The 21,290-nt window shown below is 56.5% G+C and carries 20 protein-coding genes; 12 read left to right on the forward strand and 8 right to left on the reverse strand.

The genetic code is table 11. The features are described 5' to 3' along the window. Nucleotides 1–27: 27 nt before the first annotated feature. The 6 genes from ACQY5R_RS01295 to ACQY5R_RS01320 form a co-directional block, all read right to left on the reverse strand. Nucleotides 28–639 carry a class I SAM-dependent methyltransferase gene (locus ACQY5R_RS01295; RefSeq protein WP_428603584.1) on the reverse strand — a complete coding sequence of 204 codons (612 nt, stop codon included), beginning with the start codon at nt 637–639 and terminating at the stop codon, nt 28–30. Nucleotides 640–738: 99 nt separating this feature from the next. Beyond that, nucleotides 739–1,092 carry a hypothetical protein gene (locus ACQY5R_RS01300; RefSeq protein WP_428603585.1) on the reverse strand — a complete coding sequence of 118 codons (354 nt, stop codon included), beginning with the start codon at nt 1,090–1,092 and terminating at the stop codon, nt 739–741. 466 nt (nt 1,093–1,558) lie between these two features. After that, nucleotides 1,559–1,909 (reverse strand): hypothetical protein, encoded by a 351-nt coding sequence (locus ACQY5R_RS01305; protein ID WP_428603587.1) that lies wholly within the window; start codon nt 1,907–1,909, stop codon nt 1,559–1,561. Continuing rightward, complete coding sequence (locus tag ACQY5R_RS01310) at nt 1,899–2,186, reverse strand: hypothetical protein (protein WP_428603589.1); 288 nt, start codon at nt 2,184–2,186, stop codon at nt 1,899–1,901. Before ACQY5R_RS01310 ends, ACQY5R_RS01305 begins: the two co-directional genes overlap by 11 nt. 83 nt (nt 2,187–2,269) lie before the next feature. Beyond that, on the reverse strand, nt 2,270–2,896 hold the full coding sequence (locus ACQY5R_RS01315; protein WP_428603591.1) for a hypothetical protein: 627 nt from the start codon (nt 2,894–2,896) through the stop codon (nt 2,270–2,272). 316 nt (nt 2,897–3,212) lie between these two features. Then, nucleotides 3,213–3,764 (reverse strand): pyridoxamine 5'-phosphate oxidase family protein, encoded by a 552-nt coding sequence (locus ACQY5R_RS01320; protein ID WP_428603593.1) that lies wholly within the window; start codon nt 3,762–3,764, stop codon nt 3,213–3,215. A gap of 115 nt (nt 3,765–3,879) precedes the next feature. Here ACQY5R_RS01320 and nikR point away from each other — a divergent pair, with 115 nt between their 5' ends. The 6 genes from nikR to ACQY5R_RS01350 all read left to right on the forward strand — a co-directional run bounded on the left by nikR (nt 3,880) and on the right by ACQY5R_RS01350 (nt 8,437). Then, nucleotides 3,880–4,347, forward strand: a complete 468-nt coding sequence (nikR, locus tag ACQY5R_RS01325; protein WP_428603595.1) for a nickel-responsive transcriptional regulator NikR — start codon at nt 3,880–3,882, stop codon at nt 4,345–4,347. 586 nt (nt 4,348–4,933) lie between these two features. After that, the gene (locus ACQY5R_RS01330) at nt 4,934–5,704 is read left to right on the forward strand and encodes a DUF4198 domain-containing protein (protein WP_428603597.1); all 771 of its coding nucleotides are present in this window, start codon (nt 4,934–4,936) and stop codon (nt 5,702–5,704) included. Further along, nucleotides 5,685–6,329, forward strand: a complete 645-nt coding sequence (gene cbiM, locus ACQY5R_RS01335) for a cobalt transporter CbiM (RefSeq protein WP_428603599.1) — start codon at nt 5,685–5,687, stop codon at nt 6,327–6,329. The genes ACQY5R_RS01330 and cbiM overlap by 20 nt, the downstream gene beginning before the upstream one ends. A 4-nt stretch (nt 6,330–6,333) precedes the next feature. Beyond that, a complete protein-coding gene (locus ACQY5R_RS01340) occupies nt 6,334–6,906 on the forward strand; it encodes a carboxypeptidase regulatory-like domain-containing protein (RefSeq protein WP_428603601.1) in 573 nt (190 codons plus the stop codon). Further along, nucleotides 6,903–7,664 (forward strand): cobalt ECF transporter T component CbiQ, encoded by a 762-nt coding sequence (gene cbiQ / locus ACQY5R_RS01345; protein WP_428603602.1) that lies wholly within the window; start codon nt 6,903–6,905, stop codon nt 7,662–7,664. The genes ACQY5R_RS01340 and cbiQ overlap by 4 nt, the downstream gene beginning before the upstream one ends. Continuing rightward, complete coding sequence (locus tag ACQY5R_RS01350; protein WP_428603604.1) at nt 7,661–8,437, forward strand: energy-coupling factor ABC transporter ATP-binding protein; 777 nt, start codon at nt 7,661–7,663, stop codon at nt 8,435–8,437. The genes cbiQ and ACQY5R_RS01350 overlap by 4 nt, the downstream gene beginning before the upstream one ends. A gap of 162 nt (nt 8,438–8,599) precedes the next feature. On the opposite strand, the gene ACQY5R_RS01355 is transcribed toward ACQY5R_RS01350, so the two are convergent. After that, a complete protein-coding gene (locus ACQY5R_RS01355) occupies nt 8,600–9,208 on the reverse strand; it encodes an acyl-CoA dehydrogenase (protein ID WP_428603606.1) in 609 nt (202 codons plus the stop codon). 23 nt (nt 9,209–9,231) lie between these two features. On the opposite strand from ACQY5R_RS01355, the gene ACQY5R_RS01360 reads away from it, so the two are divergent. The 6 genes from ACQY5R_RS01360 (at nt 9,232) to ACQY5R_RS01385 (ending at nt 20,234) form a co-directional block, all read left to right on the forward strand. Continuing rightward, nucleotides 9,232–10,146, forward strand: a complete 915-nt coding sequence (locus tag ACQY5R_RS01360; protein WP_428603608.1) for a TetR/AcrR family transcriptional regulator — start codon at nt 9,232–9,234, stop codon at nt 10,144–10,146. A 131-nt stretch (nt 10,147–10,277) separates the two neighbouring features. After that, the gene (locus tag ACQY5R_RS01365) at nt 10,278–13,664 is read left to right on the forward strand and encodes a mechanosensitive ion channel domain-containing protein (protein ID WP_428603610.1); all 3,387 of its coding nucleotides are present in this window, start codon (nt 10,278–10,280) and stop codon (nt 13,662–13,664) included. A 436-nt stretch (nt 13,665–14,100) separates the two neighbouring features. Then, the gene (gene recQ, locus ACQY5R_RS01370; protein WP_428603612.1) at nt 14,101–15,936 is read left to right on the forward strand and encodes a DNA helicase RecQ; all 1,836 of its coding nucleotides are present in this window, start codon (nt 14,101–14,103) and stop codon (nt 15,934–15,936) included. 94 nt (nt 15,937–16,030) lie between these two features. Beyond that, nucleotides 16,031–17,368 (forward strand): DASS family sodium-coupled anion symporter, encoded by a 1,338-nt coding sequence (locus tag ACQY5R_RS01375; protein WP_428603614.1) that lies wholly within the window; start codon nt 16,031–16,033, stop codon nt 17,366–17,368. A gap of 75 nt (nt 17,369–17,443) precedes the next feature. Next, the gene (locus tag ACQY5R_RS01380; protein ID WP_428603616.1) at nt 17,444–18,883 is read left to right on the forward strand and encodes a cryptochrome/photolyase family protein; all 1,440 of its coding nucleotides are present in this window, start codon (nt 17,444–17,446) and stop codon (nt 18,881–18,883) included. Nucleotides 18,884–19,025: 142 nt separating this feature from the next. Continuing rightward, complete coding sequence (locus ACQY5R_RS01385; RefSeq protein WP_428603618.1) at nt 19,026–20,234, forward strand: tetratricopeptide repeat protein; 1,209 nt, start codon at nt 19,026–19,028, stop codon at nt 20,232–20,234. A 155-nt stretch (nt 20,235–20,389) separates the two neighbouring features. Here the strand turns inward: ACQY5R_RS01385 and ACQY5R_RS01390 are convergent, their stop codons facing one another. Then, the gene (locus ACQY5R_RS01390; protein WP_428603620.1) at nt 20,390–21,163 is read right to left on the reverse strand and encodes a hypothetical protein; all 774 of its coding nucleotides are present in this window, start codon (nt 21,161–21,163) and stop codon (nt 20,390–20,392) included. Nucleotides 21,164–21,290 lie beyond the last annotated feature (127 nt).

Genomic DNA, 21,290 nt, shown 5'->3' on the forward strand with positions numbered 1-21,290 from the left:
GATTGGTTGTGACCGTTGATCCAACCGTTAACCTCTTTTCGCCAAGAGAATCGAGTGGAAACCACAACTCTCATCCACCAATTTGATCTCAATATTTTCAAATCCAACAGAATTTAATATTGTCTTGTATTCATCAGGATCCAAGCTTGAGTGGTAAACCTCTTCGCCTTCTACTCTGCCTGTGACCTCGCCCGATTCGTGTCCGATGGTGAGAAGCAGAGAACCCTCCAAATTAAGGTGGTCAGCAAACAGAAGTAGTACTTGACGCTGTTCTTCCTGATTTAAGTGAAAAAATCCATCCCAACTGACGATTCCGTCAAATTTGGTATCAAGCTTCAGGTTTCTCATATCCATTGCTATCCAAGTAGCATTGGGGAAACGGGACTTCGAGATCTCCAGCATTTTCGGTGACGCATCCAGACCGGTCACCCTAAGCCCCTGTTCGAGAAAATACCCCGTAATCGGTTCTCCCGCCCCACAACCCACATCCAAAACCCGGCCTTCTGAAGGTAATAGTTTGATGAATTTATCCAACCAACCCTTCTCAAAGAAAGTGCGAGGACGATGGTCATCCCAGGCATGAGCATGACGCTCATAAATCTGGACAGTACGGCTGTGAATATATTTAAGATTTGGCATTTCACACGATCTTTAACAGCGGATAAACCAAGAAACACATACTTCAAAAAACCACCGCCCTTGGAAAATCCACTGTAACGCCCCAGTTGGCTGGTATTTTTACCCGATAAAGGCCCCAAACACTTTGATGACACCCTCTTCTTCATCGAGTGTTAATTGAGCCAGTACTTCACCTTTTTTTCTTTCAAAAAATCCTTTCCAAAGAACCGTAACACCAGACTCTCTATAAATGCATGACAGAAACTCTCTATCCTTTTTAATATTTCCAGTTTCTTTGTAGCTTTCAGCCATTTGCCGCTCAACCTCTTCTTTTGGAACGGCTTTCAACATCTTGGTGGAAAAATCCTTAGACATTTTTTCATAGTCGTTCTCATTTGAGCCCTGAACAATATTTGCCATTATTGGCTCTGCTATCTCGAGTATTTCCTCATGTGATTGTCTTGAAAAATCCATTTTATTTCCTCGTCAAAGCTAACATGTTATTACCCAGCAAATTCGCACAATCCATTGCAATACAGGACATATCGCTCTATGCATTATTCCGCCCATCTAAACCAGGCAGCCTTTGAGGGGATACTGGTTTGAAGTGGTATTCAGCATCCTACCAAGCAGATATCCCTTATGCTCAGTAGGTTAACAAACAAGAAACGCCTGGTGAAATTATTTCGCTAAGGTACTGAATGGATGGGGGGCATAGCCAAGCGATAACGGTTACCTTATTTTATCTGGCGCGCTGATAAGACTGGCTCTGTTTTCGGAAGCGTCCGCTATCGGCAGTCAAGAGCAGACATCAGGCTAACCCGTGGCACGGGCTGGAACCATCAAAAAGCGGACTGTCGAATCAACGCTCTTATTTATATTTACGACTGGTTTGGAGCTTAGCAGAGAACCAACCTGACAACATGCGCTTGTATGTTGATTACTGACCATCAGTAGTCGCAACACCTTCTTTAGCCAGAATATTGGCCCCGCCACTTGCTATTCCCGCCACGATTGCAGGTGAAGTCAACCCAATCTGAAGTGCTAACCAAGCGCCAAATTGATTGTCATTTGCTAAATAAGCCACCGCGATAACAAATCCCATACTCGGATACCCAATCATCCAACCAAAAAAATATATCAAATATTTTGACTTGGACATCTTGTCTTTTGGATCTCTATCTAAGTGTTCTTTGATAGATATGCCAGTCAAAATGAAAGCGCCTAGCACGACAAATATAAGTGTACCGAAATTCCCGGTTATAATTGCTTGCAACTGGTCAATATTCATCTTCTATCCTGATACGATTAGAGGCGAAGGCCTCAATGAATTTGTCCTTAATAGAAGCAGTTGCATCGAAGTTTGCTCTTGTCGTCAATAAGACATGACCCTCTTTGGACCTTCTCGGATAGATCTTGACTTGCTGGTTCAGCTCCGGTGATGAATTTAGCTTTTTGACGACGACCGTAGGGGCAATATGAGCTTCTCTTGCTATTCCATGTATTGTCCTGGCTCTAAATTTTTTATTACTCAGGGATTTCAATATTTTCTTTTCTATTTCGTCCATGCGACCTCCAAATATAAATTCCATCGGCTGTGATAGTGAGCTTGCGCGAAGCCAGCAGTAACTAAAGCTCGGCTGAATTTTTGTTAGCGTATTTTTTCAAGCTGAAACTCATATGCACTAATTTTGATAGGGCCATTTTCTTCAATGTACTCTTTTGCCTGCTGCTTCCTTATTCTACCTGCTTGCTGACCAGTTATGATTCTTTGCCTCATATATTCAAGTACTTGTTGACCAGTCAAGAAAATGGCAATTTTAGGATTATCATTGAAAAATTCATTTCCTGATATTTCATCTTCATTTACTACAGTGCTCTTAATTCTGTGAAGATATTTCTGACATTCCTTTCTTCTTTTTGTTGAGATTGTCTCCAAAAAATCTTTTAAATCATGGCTTGACGAGGAGATATTATGAGCAAATTTATTTCTTAACCAGCCAAGCATTTCAATATACTTGATATAACTATCTGGTAATAACTGCAATGACTTAACAAAGGCAATCTTTCCATTATTGGTAGTTCCCATTTGAATTGAAGTTATTGGATCAAGTAGTTCTGGTCTATTCAATTCTTCAACAATCATTACAGCTGTTACAGCTTCAAATAATGAGAATAACTTGATGATCATTGTCCAATCATCATCCATTTGAGCATCTTGAAAGAAGCCTTTCCGAACCCCAATAAATTCCTCTAAATCCTCTATGTATTTATTCATTGCATTTAAACGCTAACCCTGTTTATACAACCGGTACATCCGGCGCAATATACAGCTGTAGAATATTTTTATGATTCCGACATATTATTTTATCCATGTTCTATGTTTTGGAATAATTATGGAGTTAGGCATTCCGGCCATAGAAGTTTATTCCTTAACATGCCTAAGCTTATCAGCCAGCAACTATGTTGAACAGCCGCAAGATGAACGGCAGGTTTATGTCGAAAGCAGCCTTCCAGAGGAAAAACTCGAATGTCTGCTTGGTCGCATACCAGACCTAACCCATGCTGTGAGAAGTCGCGGATACAAAACCCGATCAGCTCTGCGGCTCCAGTATATGGGTTGGTTTGCCATCCAGGCTCTGCTGGTTTCTCTCTTGCCAATAGTCGCGAATACCGGCTTCCCCCTTCTTTTCCGTCCAATCGAGCAATTGCTCACGTTCGCCTACATAATCCAAAAACGGCACTGCCATACCGCAGGAGGTCTGTACCAGATCTACCGCCAGATCGAAGATCTGCCGTGCGCCCGGCAGTGGATTGAAGTGACTATAAAGGGTTTCCCATTCGGCATCGTACGTGTGGATAACGCGGGCCGTGCCATACAGACGCAAGATCATGGGATTACCTTCAAAGGCACAAAACATCAGTGTCATCCGGGGCAGTTCTTGGACATGGGCGGCCGTCTCATTGCCGCTACCGGTTACGTTGAGCCAGATCACCCGCCGTTCATCCAGCACGCGCAGTGAGTCCATCCCCTTGGGCGACAGGTTGATGCGTCCATCCGCGGCTGCGGTGGCCACAAAAAAGAGTTTTTGATGGCCAATAAAATCGACCATCCTGGCCGGTATTTCGCCATATCGTTGTCCCATGAAGCTTCTCCTCTGTCGGTGATGAATCCGTAGATTTATGTCGGCGGAGGTTTGCCCCGGCCCGATTCTCCTGCGATGATTCGAGCATAACATGACAGCAACCCGAGGAAACCCGATGGAACGTATCACTATATCCCTGGATGAAGAGCTGATCGGTCAGTTTGAGGAGTACCTGAAACGGCGCCGTTACAAGAATCGCTCCGAGGCCATACGGGATATGATCCGGGATACCCTGGAGGCGGACCGCATGGAAAATGCCGATAGCGGCCACTGTATCGGTACCCTGACCTATGTCTTCAACCACGAAGAGCGGGAGCTGGCCAGACGCCTGACCCACGCCCACCACCATCATCACGACGTCTCCATCTCCACCCTGCACGTCCATCTGGACCACGAGAATTGCCTGGAAACGGTGGTGGTTAACGGCCCCACCAAACAGGTTGAGGAGTTTGCCAACGCAGTCATCAGCCAGCCGGGGGTACGGCACGGTAAGCTGAACCTGATCCCGGTGGAAGTACAGCAAGAGCACCACCACCACGGCAGCGGCGCCCATAAACACAGCCATACCCACCCGCAGACCTGAATCAGCCGCCGGCCCTGGGGAGAGGGCAGACACGGGGGTCGGCCCCTACGTTGGGTCAGGGGTATTCACGCGCAACCATTGATGGACCGGGACCTGAGGCGGGTGTAGGGGCAACCCCCTGTGGTTGCCCTTCTCGTTCCCACACTCCGCGTGGGAACGCCTACCAGGTTTGGGGAAAGGGCAGACACGGGGGTCTGCCCCTACGGTGGGTCAGGGGTATTCACGCGCAACCATCTATGGCCAGGATCCGAGGCGGGTGTAGGGGCAACCCCCTGTTGTTGCCCTGTCTTGCCGGCGTCCACGGACAAGGGTAGGCACGGGGGCCTACCCCTACGTGTTCTCGTTCCCACGCTCCGCGTGGGAATGCCTACCAGGTTTGGGGAAAGGGCAGACACGGGGGTCTGCCCCTACGTTGGGTTAGAGGGTATTCACGCGCAACCATTGATGGACCGGGATCCGAGTTAGGTGTAGGAAATTTCATCTTTGGCTGGCCGATTGTATTACGAATTATTTTTTTGTAATATCTCATAAACCATCCGGGTACTGCCGCACCCACTCCCGGTCCGCCCTCCACCGGAGTCTGCAGATGTTTAAACGGCTAATCCGCTACCTGGTCACCGCAGTGCCCCTGCTCCCGTCCCTGGCCGTCGCCCACTTTCAGACCCTGATTCCGTCCCAAGACTTAATCCATGCCGCCACCCCGCGCGTCGTACAACTGGATATGCGCTTTACCCATCCGATGCGCCGAGGCCCGGTGATGAGCATGGGGAAACCTGTCCGCTTTGGCGTATTGAGTCCCCTGGGCGACATTGACCTGCGCCCCGCCCTGACCCCCTATGAGGTCAACAGTGCCACCGCCTATCGGGCCGACTACCGCTTTACCCGGCCCGGCGACTACCTGTTTTACCTGCAGCCCGCCCCTTACTGGGAGCCGGCCGAGGGGAAAATGATCGAGCACTACACCAAGGTAGTGGTGGACGCCTTCGACGGTGCCAGCGACTGGGACAGGCTGGTGGGATTCCCGGTTGAGATCGAGCCGTTGGTACGCCCTTACGGACTCTGGACCGGCAACCTGTTTCAGGGCGTCGTCAGACGCGACGGCCAGCCGGTGCCGTTTGCCAAACTGGAGATCGAATGGCTGAATGACGGCTCCGTCACGCCACCGGCCGATGCCTACCTGACCCAGGTGATCAAGGCGGATGCCAACGGCACCTTCAGTTATGCCCTGCCCCGGGCCGGCTGGTGGGGATTTGCCGCATTGCTGGAAGGGCCCGACAAATTGCCGGGGCCGGACGGCGCGGCCGTACCGGTCGAACAGGGGGCGTTGATCTGGGTCTTTGCCCGGGACATGCCCTAAGAGAGGAGTCAGGACCATCGCACATATCCCTGATGGTGTGCTCTCCACACCGATATTGATCACCGGCGCCGTCGTCACCAGTAGTCTGCTGGCGGTGGCGGTGCGCCGGCTCGATTTCGAGCGTATTCCCCAGGCGGCCGTGCTCTCTGCCGCGTTCTTCATCGCTTCACTGGTTTCGGTACCGGTCGGGCCGAGCAGTGTGCACCTGATCCTCAACGGTTTGATGGGGGTGGTCCTGGGTTGGGCGGCGGTACCGGCCATCCTGGTGGCGCTGCTCATGCAGGCGGTTTTCTTCGGCTACGGCGGCCTGTTGGTACTGGGGGTGAACAGCATGAATATTGCTCTGCCGGCACTGATCTGCGGCGCCCTGTTGGGTCCGGCACTGAGGCGCTCTAACGGCCGCGCCAGCCTGTTCTGGGGCGCCGCGAGCGGTGCCCTGGGAGTCGTGCTGACCGGCATCCTGGTCAGCCTCAGTCTCGGTTTCAGCAGTCCCGATTTTCTGCCGGCTGCCAAGGTGGTACTCGCCACCTATGCCCCATTGATGATCGCCGAGGCGGCCGTCACCGGGTTTACCTTGGGATTTATCCTCAAGGTCGCCCCGGAATTGATCCGTCTTCAGGAGTGATGCGATGTCGCACGTCCGTTTGATCTGCCTGCTTTTGCTGCTGGTACAAGGTAGCGCCGAGGCCCATCTGTTAAAGCTGTTTGCCTATGTCGAGGGGGAGCAGATTCACGGCTCGGTCTACTTTGCCGGAGGCGCCAACGCGGCCGGAGCGGCGCTCACCGTCCACGACGCGGATGACCGGCTGCTGGCCGATTTCACCACCGATGCCCAAGGCGTCTTCAACTACACCCCGGCGGCCCCGGGCGACTACCGGCTACGGGCCGATACCGGCGACGGCCATCAGGCAGAGTGGCGTATTCGCACCGATGAATTCACCGCTTCACCGCCCACAGATGCAAAGACCGTTACATCCCCGGCACGCACAGCACCGGCACAACAGCCCCCCCCATCCGACGCACGGCTGGCGGCGCTGATCGAGCAAGCGCTGGCACACCAGATAGGACCGCTGCGCGAAGCATTGCAACGCAGTGAAGCGCGGGCGCGACTGAGCGACATCATCGGCGGCGTCGGTTTTATCTTTGGACTGGCCGGCGTTGCACTCTGGTGGCGTAACCGGAAGGGTCCCCCGTCGTCATGATGCCGCTAACCCTCCTCAACGACGATGATCGTCAACACCGGCTGCAGCAGTTCGATCCGCGTCTGCGTCTGATCGCCGCCCTACTGTTTGCCGTGACGGTGGTTTCGCTGCAACGCTTACCGCTGCTGTTGGCCACCCTGATGCTGGCGCTGACCCTGGCCTGGCACATCGGCCTGCGCGGGCCGCTGCTGGTCAAGCGACTGCTGGCGATGGAAGGGTTCATGATCGTGTTACTGATCACGCTACCGTTCTCGGTCCCGGGAGAGAGTTGGCTGACCCTGGGGCCGTTGAGTGCCAGCACCGCCGGCCTGGAACGGACCGCGGCGATCATCCTCAAGGCCAATTCGGTGGTGATCATGTTGATGGCGTTGATCGGCACCCTGGAACCGGTCGTGTTGGGACACGCACTGGGACAGTTACGCATACCGGAAAAATTGATCCACCTGTTCTTGTTTACGGTGCGCTATATCGGCGTGCTGTCCGACGAGTATCAAACCCTGCGCCAGGCGATGCGCGCACGCGCTTTTGTGGCCGGCAGCAACCGGCACACCTGGCGCAGTCTCGGCTGGCTGATGGGCATGTTACTGGTACGCAGTCTGGAGCGTTCACGGCGCATTCTGGCGGCGATGAAATGCCGCGGTTTCAACGGCCGCCTCTACCTGATCAATCGCAACCGCTGGCGCCATCGGGACAGTCTCGCGTTACTGGCGACTGCCGGCCTCGCCACCACCTTGCTACTGCTGGAGCAGAGCCTATGACCCACACCTTGATTGCGCTACAGGATGTTGCTTTCGGTTATCCGGGCCACCCGGTACTGTCCGGCGTCAACTTTCATCTGCACCCGGGTGAGCGGGTCGCGCTGCTAGGTGAAAACGGCGCCGGCAAGACCACCTTGCTGCAACTGCTGGTGGGACTGTACAAACCCGCCAGTGGACGGATTACCGCGTTTGGACGCGAGCGCCGCAGTGAACAAGATTTTCACGAAGTGAGGGCCAAGGCCGGGTTACTGTTTCAAGATGCCGATGACCAGTTGTTTTGTCCCACGGTGCTGGAAGACGTGGTGTTTGGTCCGCTCAATCTGGGCAAGAGCGAGGCGGAGGCCAAAGCGATTGCCGATCAGGTTCTCGCTTCCCTGGAGCTCTCCCGCTACGCCGAACGGGTGACCCACAAACTCTCCGGAGGCGAGAAACGGATGATCTCCCTGGCCACGGTACTGGCCATGCAACCGGAAGTGTTGTTGATGGATGAGCCGACCAACGGGCTCGACGAAAAGGCCGAACAGCGGCTGTTGCAACATCTGGAATCGCTGCCCCAGGCAATGGTGTTTGTCTCACACGACCGGAAACTGGTCGAGCGGTTGGCCACCCGTGCCGTGATGATCCAAGACGGCACCCTGGTTGAAGGCGTCATGCATAGCCATCCCCACGTGCACACCCATTCCCATCTGCATATCCATGCCGCCGGTATCGATGCCGGACATGAGCATGACGGCACCGTGCCGGAACACCAGCATGCACATGATAAAAACTGACGCCACCCTGTTTGCGTAGCGCCCCCTCCATCAAGGCGTGTCAAAAAAAAGCCCCCTGGCGTACGGCAACGCCAGAGGGACAAAATCCGACGATCGGGAATAACCTTCATCATCGGCAGAGCACAGCAGTAAAAATTCGTTAGGTTTGGCTGTTAACCGGCCCTAAAAACCGTCCAACGGAAATGGCTCAAGCGCCACCCCCGTTTCACAAACGGTTTTAGCCTGCGCCACCACCTGCACGCCAAACGTCGTCATGTAGAATGCCGCCAAATCGATCAGGCTGTTGAGATAAACGGTATCCCCCTGCTTCGCGGCCAGCTGCCGCTGTGCCGCCAAAGCGGTACGGGCCAACTGCCAGCCACCGACCAGGTTACCCAGCATGTGGAGAAAAGGGACCGCGCCGGCCAGCACCGCGGTCAGCGATTCACGGCCGTTGGCCAATACCCAGTCGGTAGCGGAGGCCAGCGCATCCACCATATCCGACAGCACCAAACCAATCGGCCGCAAGAGGTCTTCGTCACATAACAAACGGCAGGTTTCACGCAGATCGACAATCAGTTCACGCAGCGTCTCGCCCTTTTCACGCAAGATCTTGCGACTGATCAGATCGTTGCCCTGAATGCCGGTGGTGCCTTCATAGATGGTGATAATGCGCGCGTCACGAAACAGCTGGGCGATGCCGGTCTCCTCGACAAAGCCCATGCCGCCGAACACCTGAATGGCGTCGTCGCACACATCGTTGCCGATCTCCGTACACCACCCCTTGGCCACCGACGACACAATAGACGAGACGGATGAACAACCCTTCACCCCTAAGCAGCGACACCACCAGCAGCTCGGAACTCGAGCGACGAATCCTGGCATTTGCACGTGAATACCCCGAACAGGGCCAGGCGGCCGTCGCGGCTAAACTACGTGCCCAAGGGTTCAGCATTTCGCCGTCAGGGGTGCGCTACATCTGGAAAAAACACAACCTGGAAACCGCTATCAAGCGTCTGCGCGCATTGGCGCAGCAAGCCCCCGACGGAATCGATTCGCTGACCGAAAACCAGCAGCGCCTGTTGGAGCGCGGTAACCTGACCGCACGTTTGACACGTCAAGGGGGAGCTACCGAAGGCGATGCGGAGAATGGGGAAGAACCGCTGGAACGTCGCCAGATCATCCTGAACGCGGCGGCGGAGCTGTTTTCGGTTTCCGGCTATGACCGCACCTCTATCCGGGATATCGCCGCCAAGGTCGGCCTGTTGCCGGGGTCCGTGTACCACCACTTCCCTTCCAAAGAGGCACTCTATCTGGCGGTCCTACGCGAAGGCTTCGTCTCCCAGATGGCACGGATTAAAGCAGCGGTGGCAAAGGAGAGCGATCCGTGGGAAAGACTCAAGCTGGAGTGCGAAGAGCATGTCCACGGTATCGTTGACAGTTCCCCCATCCATCGCATCACCGGACATAACCTGGCCCTGTCTGACAACCTGGCCCTGCAGGCCAAGATCAAGCCCTACCGGCAAGCCTACGAAGATATCTTCCGCCAACTCATCGATGCCCTGCCTACCACCGACAAGGTCGATCATTCGCTACTTCGCCTTTTTCTTCTCGGCGGCATGAACTGGATTTTTTTATGGTACCGGGAGGGTGGAAAAAGCGGGCGCCAGATTGCCGACCTGATGGTGGATATGATCCGTCACGGCGTCGGACCTCTCCCTCTACAGTAAGTCAGCTTCCAGCTGCTCCAACCATCCCGGTTGACAGCCAATCAACGGGGTGAGATTTTGAACTAACCGTCCCCATCTCGGTCGGAATCTGCCTCAACGGCTATTACTTAAAGCAACTATCGGGGAAATCCGTGCCCAACCTCTTTAACCGCCCATCGGTGCTTGTCCAGACCCTGCTGTTTATCCTGTTCAGCCTGATATTGGCGCCGACGGCGATGGCGGCGAAACAAAGCAGCCCAGCCAATCCGCTGGGTATCGCCGCACCGAGTATCGAAGGCACCAAGGCCAAGATCAGTGAGTTGGAAGCCATCGCTGGGCAAGAGGGGAGCGACGCCAAAGAGTTGGAGAGCTACCGCCAGATACTGGATTACCTGCAACAAGCGGAGAAAGAGCAGCAACAGGCGGAACGCTACAAGCAGACGGTCGACAATGCCGAACAGCAGCTCAATCAACAGCGTAGCGCACTCAACCGGTTCCTCAAACAGAACACGGAGCCCGCCATTCCGGACCATCTTACCGTTGAAGAGCTGACCCGCCGCTACAACCAGGCCCAGTCGGAACGGCAACTTGCCCAAACCCAACTGCAGGATCTGGAGGAGCAGCGCGCAATCCAGCGGCTGCGACCGGAACAGTCGGGTATGGAGCTGGCCGAAAGCAAACGGCAACTGGAAGAGTTGGAGGGACGTCTTGGCGGCGAGAGCAGTACCACCCTCGCCGCGCATCAGAAGCAGTTGCTGCTAGCCAATCAGTCGATGTTGAAAGATAAAATCCAGCGGATACAGATGGAGCGACTCAGCTACACCCATCGCATGGACCAGTTGGCGCTGCAGATTCAATTGGCCCAGGCCCGGCTCAAACAGACGGATACCCTGGTGCAACTGTTCCAGGAACGGGTCTCATCCGTCCAGGCCGAAGAGGCACAGCAGGCCCAGGCGGAAGCCGCCATCGCCCAGCAGCAGGCGGCCGGCAAGCACCCATTAATCCAGCAATATGCCGCCCTAAACACCGAATTGAGCCGACAGTTGACACAGCTGGCCAGCCAGACGGAGAGCGTCACCCTGGAGCTGGAAAAAAACGTCGCCCGCAAAGAGTCGATCCGCCAGAGTCAGGAACGGGTGCAACAACAGATCAGCATCGGTGGGCTTGAAGAACAACCGGGACGGGTACTGCAGAGACAGCGCAGCGACCTGCCCCGGTTATCCGATATCCAGAAGAGCGTTGCGAAACGCCGTTCCCAGATTGCCACCTCCAGGCTTGAGTCATTCCAGATTGAGGATCTGCGCCAGCAACTGCAGGCGGAACTGAGCCATGATCTGATCGATGAAACCCGGCCCGAGTCACTGAGCGAGTCGGCGTGGCAATCGATTCGCAACGAGCTGAAACAGTTGTTGGAAAATAGACAGTTGCTGCTGGACAAACTCAAGACCGCCTACGATCGTTACGAAAAAGCGTTGGCCGATCTCAGCGCCGAACAACTCCAACTCTATGACCGGGTCGCCCAGTATGGCGAACTGCTTGACCGGCATCTGTTGTGGATCCCCTCCACCACCCGGATAGATGCCGGGACATTCGGCTTCGCCCTGGAAGGACTGAGCTGGTTTTTTTCTGCGGTCAATTGGGAAAATGCCGCTTCAGGCATGATCAACGGCCTGGAACGCTCCCCCTACCGGGTAATCACCCTGGCCATTATCCTCGGCCTGCTGCTGGTTAACCGGAAAAAAATGTACCGACAACTGGAGCAGATCGCCCCGTCAGTGGGCAACGTCACCAAAGATCATTTCAGACACACGGTGAAAGCCTTTGCCATCACCCTGCTGCTGGCGCTGCCCTGGCCCCTGTTGATGGCGGCATTGGGCTGGTGGCTGACCGCGGGTTCCGACCACTCCTTCATTGTCGCGGTCTCCATCGGACTAAGACGGGTGGCGGTGTTCTTTTTTATCATCCAGATCCTGCGCTACCTGTTCATCGCAAACGGGTTGGCCGAAGTCCACTTCCGCTGGAATCCGGCCAACGGCAAGATGTTCCGGCACCATCTGCACTGGCTGGTCGCGGCGCTGGTCCCTCTTGCCTTCACCGTCGGCGTATTCGAGTGGGTGGAAAACGAAGCCTACATCAACTCCCTGGGGAGACTGGCCTTTATTGCCGCGCTGCTGGTCACCGCGCTGTTTTTCCATCGCATGCTCAATCCCTGGACCGGGTTCCTGGCAGTGGATGGCAATGGCAACCGCACCCGTCTAAGCCGGCTTTGGTATCCCACGGCCATCTTCATCTGCCTGAGTCTGGCCGTACTGGCGATGGAGGGTTACTACTTCAGCGCACTCAACCTGGAACGCATGCTGTTTATCTCCCTGTTTGCTGGCATCCTCATGTTCCTGATCTATCATCTGCTGGCGCGCTGGCTGCTGGTCGCGGAGCGACGCCTGGCGCTGGCACGGGCCAGAGCCAAACGGCAGGCGGCCCAGGAGGCGAAGATTGCCAAAGAGGCCGCCGAGGCCGCCGGTGAAGGTATGCCGGAGCTGGCGGAATTTGAGGCGGTCAATCTGGCCACCATCAATGAACAGACCCGTCGCCTGCTGCGGGTCGGGTCCGGCATCGTGTTTGCCGCCCTGCTCTACCTGATCTGGGAGCAGCTAACCCCGGCCCTGAGCTGGCTCAACAACGTGGTGCTGTGGCAATTCGAGAACGGCAGCGGACAACTGGCCAATATCTCCCTATGGGACGGACTGTTGGCGCTACTGGTACTCATGCTGACCCTGATCGCCGGGCGCAACCTGCCCGGTCTGTTGGAGATCGCGCTGCTGCAACCGTTGAACCTGGATCTCGGCAATCGCTACGCCGTCTCCACCATGAGCCGCTACACCATCTACGGCGGCGGCAGTCTGCTGGTGCTAAACCTGATTGGACTGGAGTGGAGCGACGTACAGTGGTTGGTGGCCGCCATGGGTGTCGGCCTCGGCTTCGGTCTGAAAGAGATCTTTGCCAACTTCTTCTCCGGTATCCTGATCCTGTTCGAGCGTCCGATCCGCATCGGCGACACCGTCACCATCGGCGACATCAGCGGTACGGTGTCACGCATCCGCATTCGCGCCACCACCATCACCGACTGGGACAACAAGGAGCTGGTGGTACCGAACAAAAACTTCATTACCGATCCGCTGATCAACTGGACCCTGTCGGACCCGATTACCCGCATCGTCATCAAGGTGGGGATCGCCTACGGATCGGATACCGACAAGGCCCTGCGCATCATGACCGACGTTGTGGAGCGCCATCCCGACGTCATGAAGGAACCGCGGGCCACCATCTTTTTCACCGGATTCGGCGACAGCTCCCTGGACTTCGACATACGCGTCTTTGTCAGTGAAAATCTCAAACGCATGCCACTGATCCACGACCTGCACATGGGATTGAACAAAGCGCTGGCCGAGGGCGGTATCGAGATACCCTTCCCACAGCGCGATCTGCACCTGCGCTCGGTGGCGCCCGGAATCAATCCGCGGGGTGAGGGCAAGGCCTAACCCCCCTGCGGTTGCCCGGACATTCGTGCAGACGCCGATCCGGGCAGGCACAGGGGCCTGCCCCTACAACACCGGATTGCCCAGGTTCTCGTTCCCACGCTCCGCGTGGGAATGCATACCGCGCGATAATCGCGTGGGCACAAAAGACGTGCCCACCCTACCAGGCTCGAAACAGAGTATCTACGACATCGCAATGTCCACCCGGTACAGCGTTTATATCGGCCCGTAGGGGCAACCCCCCGTGGTTGCCCGGACAATCGTGCGGATACCGACTCAGGCAGGCACGGGGGCCTGCCCCTACGGCACCGGAATGCCCATTCGGCACAAGGCTCTCGTTCCCACGCTCCGCATGGGAATGCATACCGCACGATAACCGCTCCCGCAAAGGGTGTTGCCCGCATTTGTGACAACCCACCACACCCTTTAGAATGCCCCGATGAACGATCCCTCTCTTACGCCAGACCGGCTCGACCAAACTCTCAGCCGTGTCTTTGGCTACCCACGCTTCCGTCCCCATCAGCGTGAAATCATCGAGCAACTCTGCCGCGGCGAATCGGCCTTTGTGCTAATGCCCACTGGCGGCGGCAAGTCGCTCTGCTACCAGTTACCCGCCCTTTTACGCCCCGGCGTCGGTATCGTCATCTCACCGCTGATTTCACTGATGAAGGACCAGGTCGATGCGTTGCGCGCCAACGGGGTCACAGCGGCCTTCTACAACTCATCCCTGTCTGCCGAAGCCGCCCGCCAGGTATTGGCGCAACTGCATAACCAGGAGCTGACGCTGCTCTACGTCGCGCCCGAGCGGCTGATGCGCGAAGACTTCATCGAGCGGCTGCGGGAGATCGATATCGCCCTGATCGCCATCGACGAGGCACACTGTGTCTCCCAGTGGGGACACGATTTCCGCCCGGAATACGCCCAGCTCGGAGAGCTGGAATCCCTGTTTTCCGGTATCCCGCGCATCGCCCTCACCGCCACCGCCGACCCCCAGACCCGCCGGGATATCCTGCGCGTACTGAAGCTGGAGCAGGCCGCCTGCCATATCACCGGCTTCGACCGCCCCAACATCCGCTACGCGGTGCTGGAGAAGCACAACCCGTTCAACCAGTTGACCCGCTTTCTTGAGGGTCACCGCGACGAGGCCGGGATCATCTACGCCCTCAGCCGCAAACGGGTGGAGCGGCTCACCGCCCAGCTCTACGAAAAGGGGATCCGTGCCGCCGCCTACCACGCTGGGCTGTCGGCCGAACAGCGCCACTGGGTGCAGGAGCAGTTTCTGCGCGACGAGATCGACATTGTGGTCGCCACCGTCGCTTTCGGCATGGGCATCGACAAGCCCAACGTGCGCTTCGTGGTCCATTACGACCTGCCGAAGAATATCGAGAGCTATTACCAGGAGACCGGCCGCGCCGGCCGTGACGGTTTGCCCGCCGAGGCACTGCTGCTGTTCGGCACCCAGGATATGGTGCTGGTACGCCAACTGGTGGAAGGTGGCGACAACCCGGAACGGGTGCGGATCGAACTGCACAAACTGAACACCATGATCGCCCTGGCCGAAAGCGTCACCTGCCGTCGCCAGGTGCTGTTGAACTACTTCGGCGAACAGATCGAGGGCGGTTGCGGCAACTGTGACCTCTGCCTCGATCCGCCCGAGACCTTCGATGCCACCGAGGACGCCCGCAAAGCGCTCTCCTGCGTCTACCGGGTGGGCCAGGCCTTCGGCATCCGCCATGTGGTCGATGTGCTGCGCGGCGCCGACAACGAACGTATCCGCCGCCTTGGCCATGACCGGCTCAGCACCTACGGCATCGGCCGTGACAAAAACGATATCGAGTGGTCCAGCCTGATTCGCCAACTGATCCACCACGGTTATCTGCAGCAGGATATCGAGCACTATTCGGTGCTGCGGCTCACTTCGGAAGCGCGTCCCGTGTTGCGTGGCGAAAAACCGCTGCAGTTGGCGCTGCCACGTATCCGGGAAACCAACCGCCGCAAGGCCAAGGCACCGAAAGGCGCCGCCGAGATCGGGCCCTATGATGAAGCCCTGTTTGAAATCCTGCGTCGCCTGCGCAAATCCCTGGCCGACGAGGCAGGCGTACCGCCCTATGTGGTGTTCGGCGACAACTCGCTGCTACTGATGGCACGGGACAAACCGACGGAGTCAGAGCAGTTTTTACAGATCAGCGGTGTGGGCCAGGCCAAACTGGAGCGTTACGGGGACGCCTTCATGAATGCCATCGCCGCCCACGATGTGGAGATAGAAAATGGTTGATCGACCCGCCCCGTCGGCAAACCGCGCCCCCTTAAAAACGCGCCCGAATCACGGCACAATAGTCCCCTAGCGGAACAGTAAAAAGGAGAGGCGGATGGATCGACGCTGGATCACACTGGGCGCAGCTTTGGCCATGGCGCTGGGCCTGTATTGGGGCATCGATCTGGCACTGCCACTGCGCACTGGGCTCTCCATCCTCGCTTTCATCGCCCTGCTCTGGGTCACGGAGACCTTTCACATCACCATCACCGCCCTGCTGATACCGGTCCTGACGGTGGCCAGCGGTGTGTTCACCAGCGCTGACGCCCTGAAACACTTTGCCCACCCGATCATCTTCCTGTTCCTCGGTGGCTTCGCCCTGGCCGCGGCCCTGCACCGACAGCAACTGGATGTGCGACTCGCCACGCTGGTCATGCGCACGGCCAGGGGGCGACTGTCGGCCGCCGCACTGCTGCTGTTCGCGACCACCGCCTTCGTCTCGATGTGGATCTCCAATACCGCCACCACCGCCATGATGCTGCCGTTGGCGCTGGGCCTGCTCGCCTGCCTGCCCTATGAAACCCATCGCCGGACATACTGGTATCTGCTGCTCGGGGTCGCCTACTCGGCCAATATTGGCGGCATCGGCACCCTGGTAGGCAGTCCACCCAACGCGATTGCCGCCGCCTCGGCAGGCATCAGCTTTGCCAAATGGATCAGTTTTGGCCTGCCGATTGTGCTCGCCCTGCTGCCGCTGATGTGGCTGCTGCTGTGGTTGGTGTTTCGCCCCGACCTCTCCCAGCCGTTGGCGTCGACCACGGCGACAACGGCTGCACTGACCCGGCCGCAGCGACTGACGCTGGGCGTGTTTTTGCTTACCGTACTGCTCTGGTTGCTGAGTCGACCGCTTTCGCTCTGGCTCGGGATCACGGCAGATTTTGACTCACTCGTGGCGATCATGGCCATCGTCCTGATCGCCGCCTTGCGACTGGTGGAGTGGAAGGATATCGAGCAATCGGCCAACTGGGGCGTGCTGCTGCTGTTCGGCGGCGGCCTGACCCTGTCTGCCCTGCTCAAAGAGACCGGCACCAGCGTGTTCCTGGCACAGGGGGCAGCCGGGCTGTTGCAGGACGCACCGCTGCTGCTATTGCTGTTCGCCATCATCTTTTTCATGGTGATGCTGACCGAGGTGGCCAGCAATACCGCCAGCAGTGCCCTGATGATCCCCATCTTCGCCTCGATTGCCGAGGCCATGGGGATCTCCTCCGCCATCATGACGGTGGTGATCGCCATCGCCGCCTCCTGCGCCTTTATGTTGCCGGTCGCCACGCCACCCAATGCCATCGTATTCGGATCCGGCTTTATCCCACAGGTTCAGATGATGCGCATGGGCATGGTGCTGAATCTGCTACTGGCATGCCTGATCAGTCTGGTGACCTGGTGGATCATTTAGGTCCTGTTAATACCGTGCCGGTACCCACAGTGGCGCTCCCATGACAACTTGACACGCAGGATAGAGACTGACGGCATGCATACCTCCACCACCGCCCTGATCTGGTTTCACCGTGACCTGAGGGTGGCCGACCATCCGGCCCTTGATGCCGCACTGGCAGAGTGTGAGCGGGTAATCCCGATCTACATCCACTCCCCCGATGAAGAGGCGCCCTGGTCACCCGGCAGCGCCAGCAACTGGTGGCTGCATCACAGCCTCGCTGCACTCCAGGGAAAGCTGCAACGGGCCGGCTCCAACCTATTGATCACCCGGGGACCTACCCGGCAGCGACTGCGTGATCTGGTGCGACAATTGGGTGCCACCCATCTATTCTGGAATCGGCGCTATGAGCCGGCAATCCGGGATCGCGACCGGTTGATCCGGCAGGATCTGACGAATGAGGGTGTCATCTGCCGCCGCTTGCCGGGCGATCTGCTACAGGAACCGGCAGGCCTCCTCACCGTCCAGGGCACTCCCTATAAGGTGTTTACCGCCTACTGGAGAGGGGTCAGTGAACGACTGCATGATTTGACGCCTCCGCGGCCACCCGTCGAGCACCTGCCGACCCCGCCCGTCGTCTATCCAGGAATAGAGCTGGAGTCGCTTGAGCTGCTGCCCGATCATCCCTGGTATCGAGGCTTTGAAAGCATCTGGCAACCGGGTGAGGCCGGTGCCTGGCAGGCATGGAACCAATTTTCTCAGGCCGCGCTGCCCAACTATGCCGACCGGCGGGATATACCCGGATATGAAGGCACCTCCCGTCTGTCACCCCATCTCCATTTCGGCGAAATGACGCCACGTCAGATCATCTGGGAACGGCGCCACCTGGACGGCCTGGGGCCGACGTCGGAAGATCAGCTTGAAAGCTTTATCCGCCAGCTCGGTTGGCGTGAATTTGCCTATTACACCCTTTACCATTTCCCAAAGAGTGCCGGTGAATCGCTTGACGGCCGCTTCGAAACGGCCGCCTGGCTACCGACAGATGAGCAGGCCGATTGGCTACAGCGCTGGCAGCGCGGCAAAACCGGTATTCCGATCGTCGACGCCGGGATGCGGCAACTTTGGCATACCGGCTGGATGCCTAACCGGCTGCGTATGATCGTCGCCTCGCTACTGACCAAAAACCTCGGCATCCACTGGCTGGAGGGGGCACGCTGGTTCTGGGAAACCCTACTGGACGCCGACCTGGCGAACAACACGCTCGGCTGGCAGTGGACCGCCGGCTGCGGGGTCGATGCCGCGCCCTACTTCCGTGTCTTCAATCCGGCCAGACAGGCCGATCGTTTCGATCCGTCCGGCCGCTATATCAAACGCTGGGTTCCGGAGCTTGCCGCCGCCGATAAGCGGATCCTGCATAACGGCCGGTTGTCGATCGATGGAGGATTGAATTACCCGCTCCCGATGGTCGATCTGAATCAAAGCCGCAAACAGGCCCTGCTGCGATGGGAACAGATAAAAAGACTTAAGCCGCGATAACGACTACCGCGCTCTATCCGGGATATTCCAGATAACCGATGATCTGCCGACTATTTGAAATCGGACAAACTAATCGGCGCTCATATCGTTTAAACTTCATTTTTTGATTCTCATATATTTTCAACATGGCAGACTGATCAATATGATTCACTTCACCCCTTTCCACCTTCCAAAGGCGTCACTATCAAGCTATCTGTCTGCCGCCATACTCTTCACCCTCTTCTGTTTTGTATCGCCGAGCCAGAGTATCGCGGGACAAAACAGTCAAGCCTTGAATGACAGCGAACTGCAGACACTGAGCGCCGACTTTGTGGCGGCGATCAACCGCCAGGATTTCGAAGCGCTCAGCAAGCTTTTCGATCTGCAAGCTTTGGGGGAGCGCACCGCCAGGACGATTTTTAACAAAGAGTCAGATATCAAAAAATTCAACCAGGGTTTTCTCTCCCGAGGACGGATGACCTTTATCCGCTCGACATTCGGACAGGTGCTTGACGAAAAGGGACAGGCCAAATATTTGCGGATACTGCACCGCGGGGACAAAGCCAATCCGCTTATTCGCGTAGACATCCCCAGCGGCGGATTCGAGTATGTGATACTCACCGTGCAAAAAAACCTACTGGGTGAACTGGCCATCGTCGATATCTTCACCGCCACATCCGGTAAAAACTTAAGTACCAGCCTGGGTGCGGCGGCACAACTGTTGGTCGCACCCAACGACTCCATGCTCAAAAAGCTGTTTGGCATCAAAAAAATCGACAAGCAGATGAGCGCCAAATTCAGGGAACTGGGAAAACTGCGCCGGGAGAAACGCTATGCAGACGCCTATGACCTGATCAACAAGTTGCCGTTGGAAGTCCGTACCAAGCGGGTCATTATTGATCTGGCCATACAACTCGCCCAAACCATCAACGACGAGGAGTACTTCCGCCAACTCAGCCTGCTGGAAAAATACTACGGTGATGACCCCTCTACCGCATTCATGTTGATCGATCACTTTTACACGCAGGGTAATATGGCGAAGGTCAACCACTCCATAGACAGAATGATTGACGAATACGGTAAGGACGCGGCATTGATGAACCTGAAGTGCAGCATAGCCTTCACGTCAAAAAAGTATAGCGAAGCGATAGCCTATGCCAAAGAGGCAACCCGGCTTGAGCCCGATTACGAAGACGGCCACTGGTCGTTGGTCGCCCTCTATGTGACCACCCGGCAATATGACAATGTGGTCGCCGCACTGAAAAATGTCGAAACTGACCTCGGTTACCAGTTCAGCAAGCAAAACTTTGTCGACGATGAGTTCTATGCCGACTTCGTCAAATCGGAAGCGTTCTATGGATGGTTTGACTGATACGGTGAAAGAAGGGGCAGGTGATACCGGCTGGATTTAAACGGCGCGTTTGCGCCACAGCCAAGCCCTGCTCGTGACTGTGCACGTCTGCTCAAACCGTCACGCTTCTGCTGCCGCATGGACGGTTAAACAATGGGCCAAGCAATGCCAGGCGTTTATGCCGGCGATAGCTTGTACTCACAGGCATGCGCACCCTGATGGATACACTGAACCTGTTCGACCCGGTAAGACGGGAGTTCATCTGCGCTATCCAGCAACCCCTGTATCGTACCGGCCAGAAATTGGCAGCATTCCGGTTTTTCCGCCGCATGCTTCATGTTCTTGGAAAAACCGCTCACCCGCACGCCCTCGCTGTATTGGGAAACCTGAACCAGCGGAGACAGGGCAGGTACGATCGCCAGTTCAATAGCAGCGCGCAATTCAGACACAACACCTTTGATTTTCAGGTTTTTATAGAGATAACCGCCAAACCCCTGTCCCAATTCCAACATACGTTTTGAACGCTCAGCCTCCGGAATCGATGTGTGTAATTCCAATAACTTCCCGGAAATTTTCGGGTAACGGCTAAGCAGGGTGAAGATCAGCATGCGATCCCGAATCTCGGCATCACCGGCTTCAGAATCTTTGTCTTTATATCGGGTGTCGGGCACGTCAACCGGGGCCTTGTTTTCTACCGCTACCGGTTCAGTTGCCGCCTCGCGACTCCCTGTCAGTAGTCTTGCCACGCCGTTGAGCGCCTCCAGCGGTGTACGTAACTGTTCGTCATTCAACACCGGGCCGTCCACGTCAAGAACCAGGTTCCGCCCGCCCTCCGGCAAGACTTCAAAACTTTGTCCGACCACACCGAGACCCAACTTACGCAGACAGCTCATGACCCGGGCCAGAGCACCGGCGACATCTTCCAATTGCAGAGTGATTTGGTAACTCATCAATAGCTCCTGTGACCGTTTGCCGCGGCCACTCCTCCAATATTGTGGTTATTCAAAATATGGGAACAGGAACAGTACCCGTCCCCCACAACGGCCAATCATGTGCATGTCAGGATACTGAAACATG

Origin of the sequence: Sedimenticola sp. (genome assembly GCF_050289425.1) — a bacterium.
Taxonomy (GTDB): Bacteria; Pseudomonadota; Gammaproteobacteria; order Chromatiales; family Chromatiaceae; genus Sedimenticola.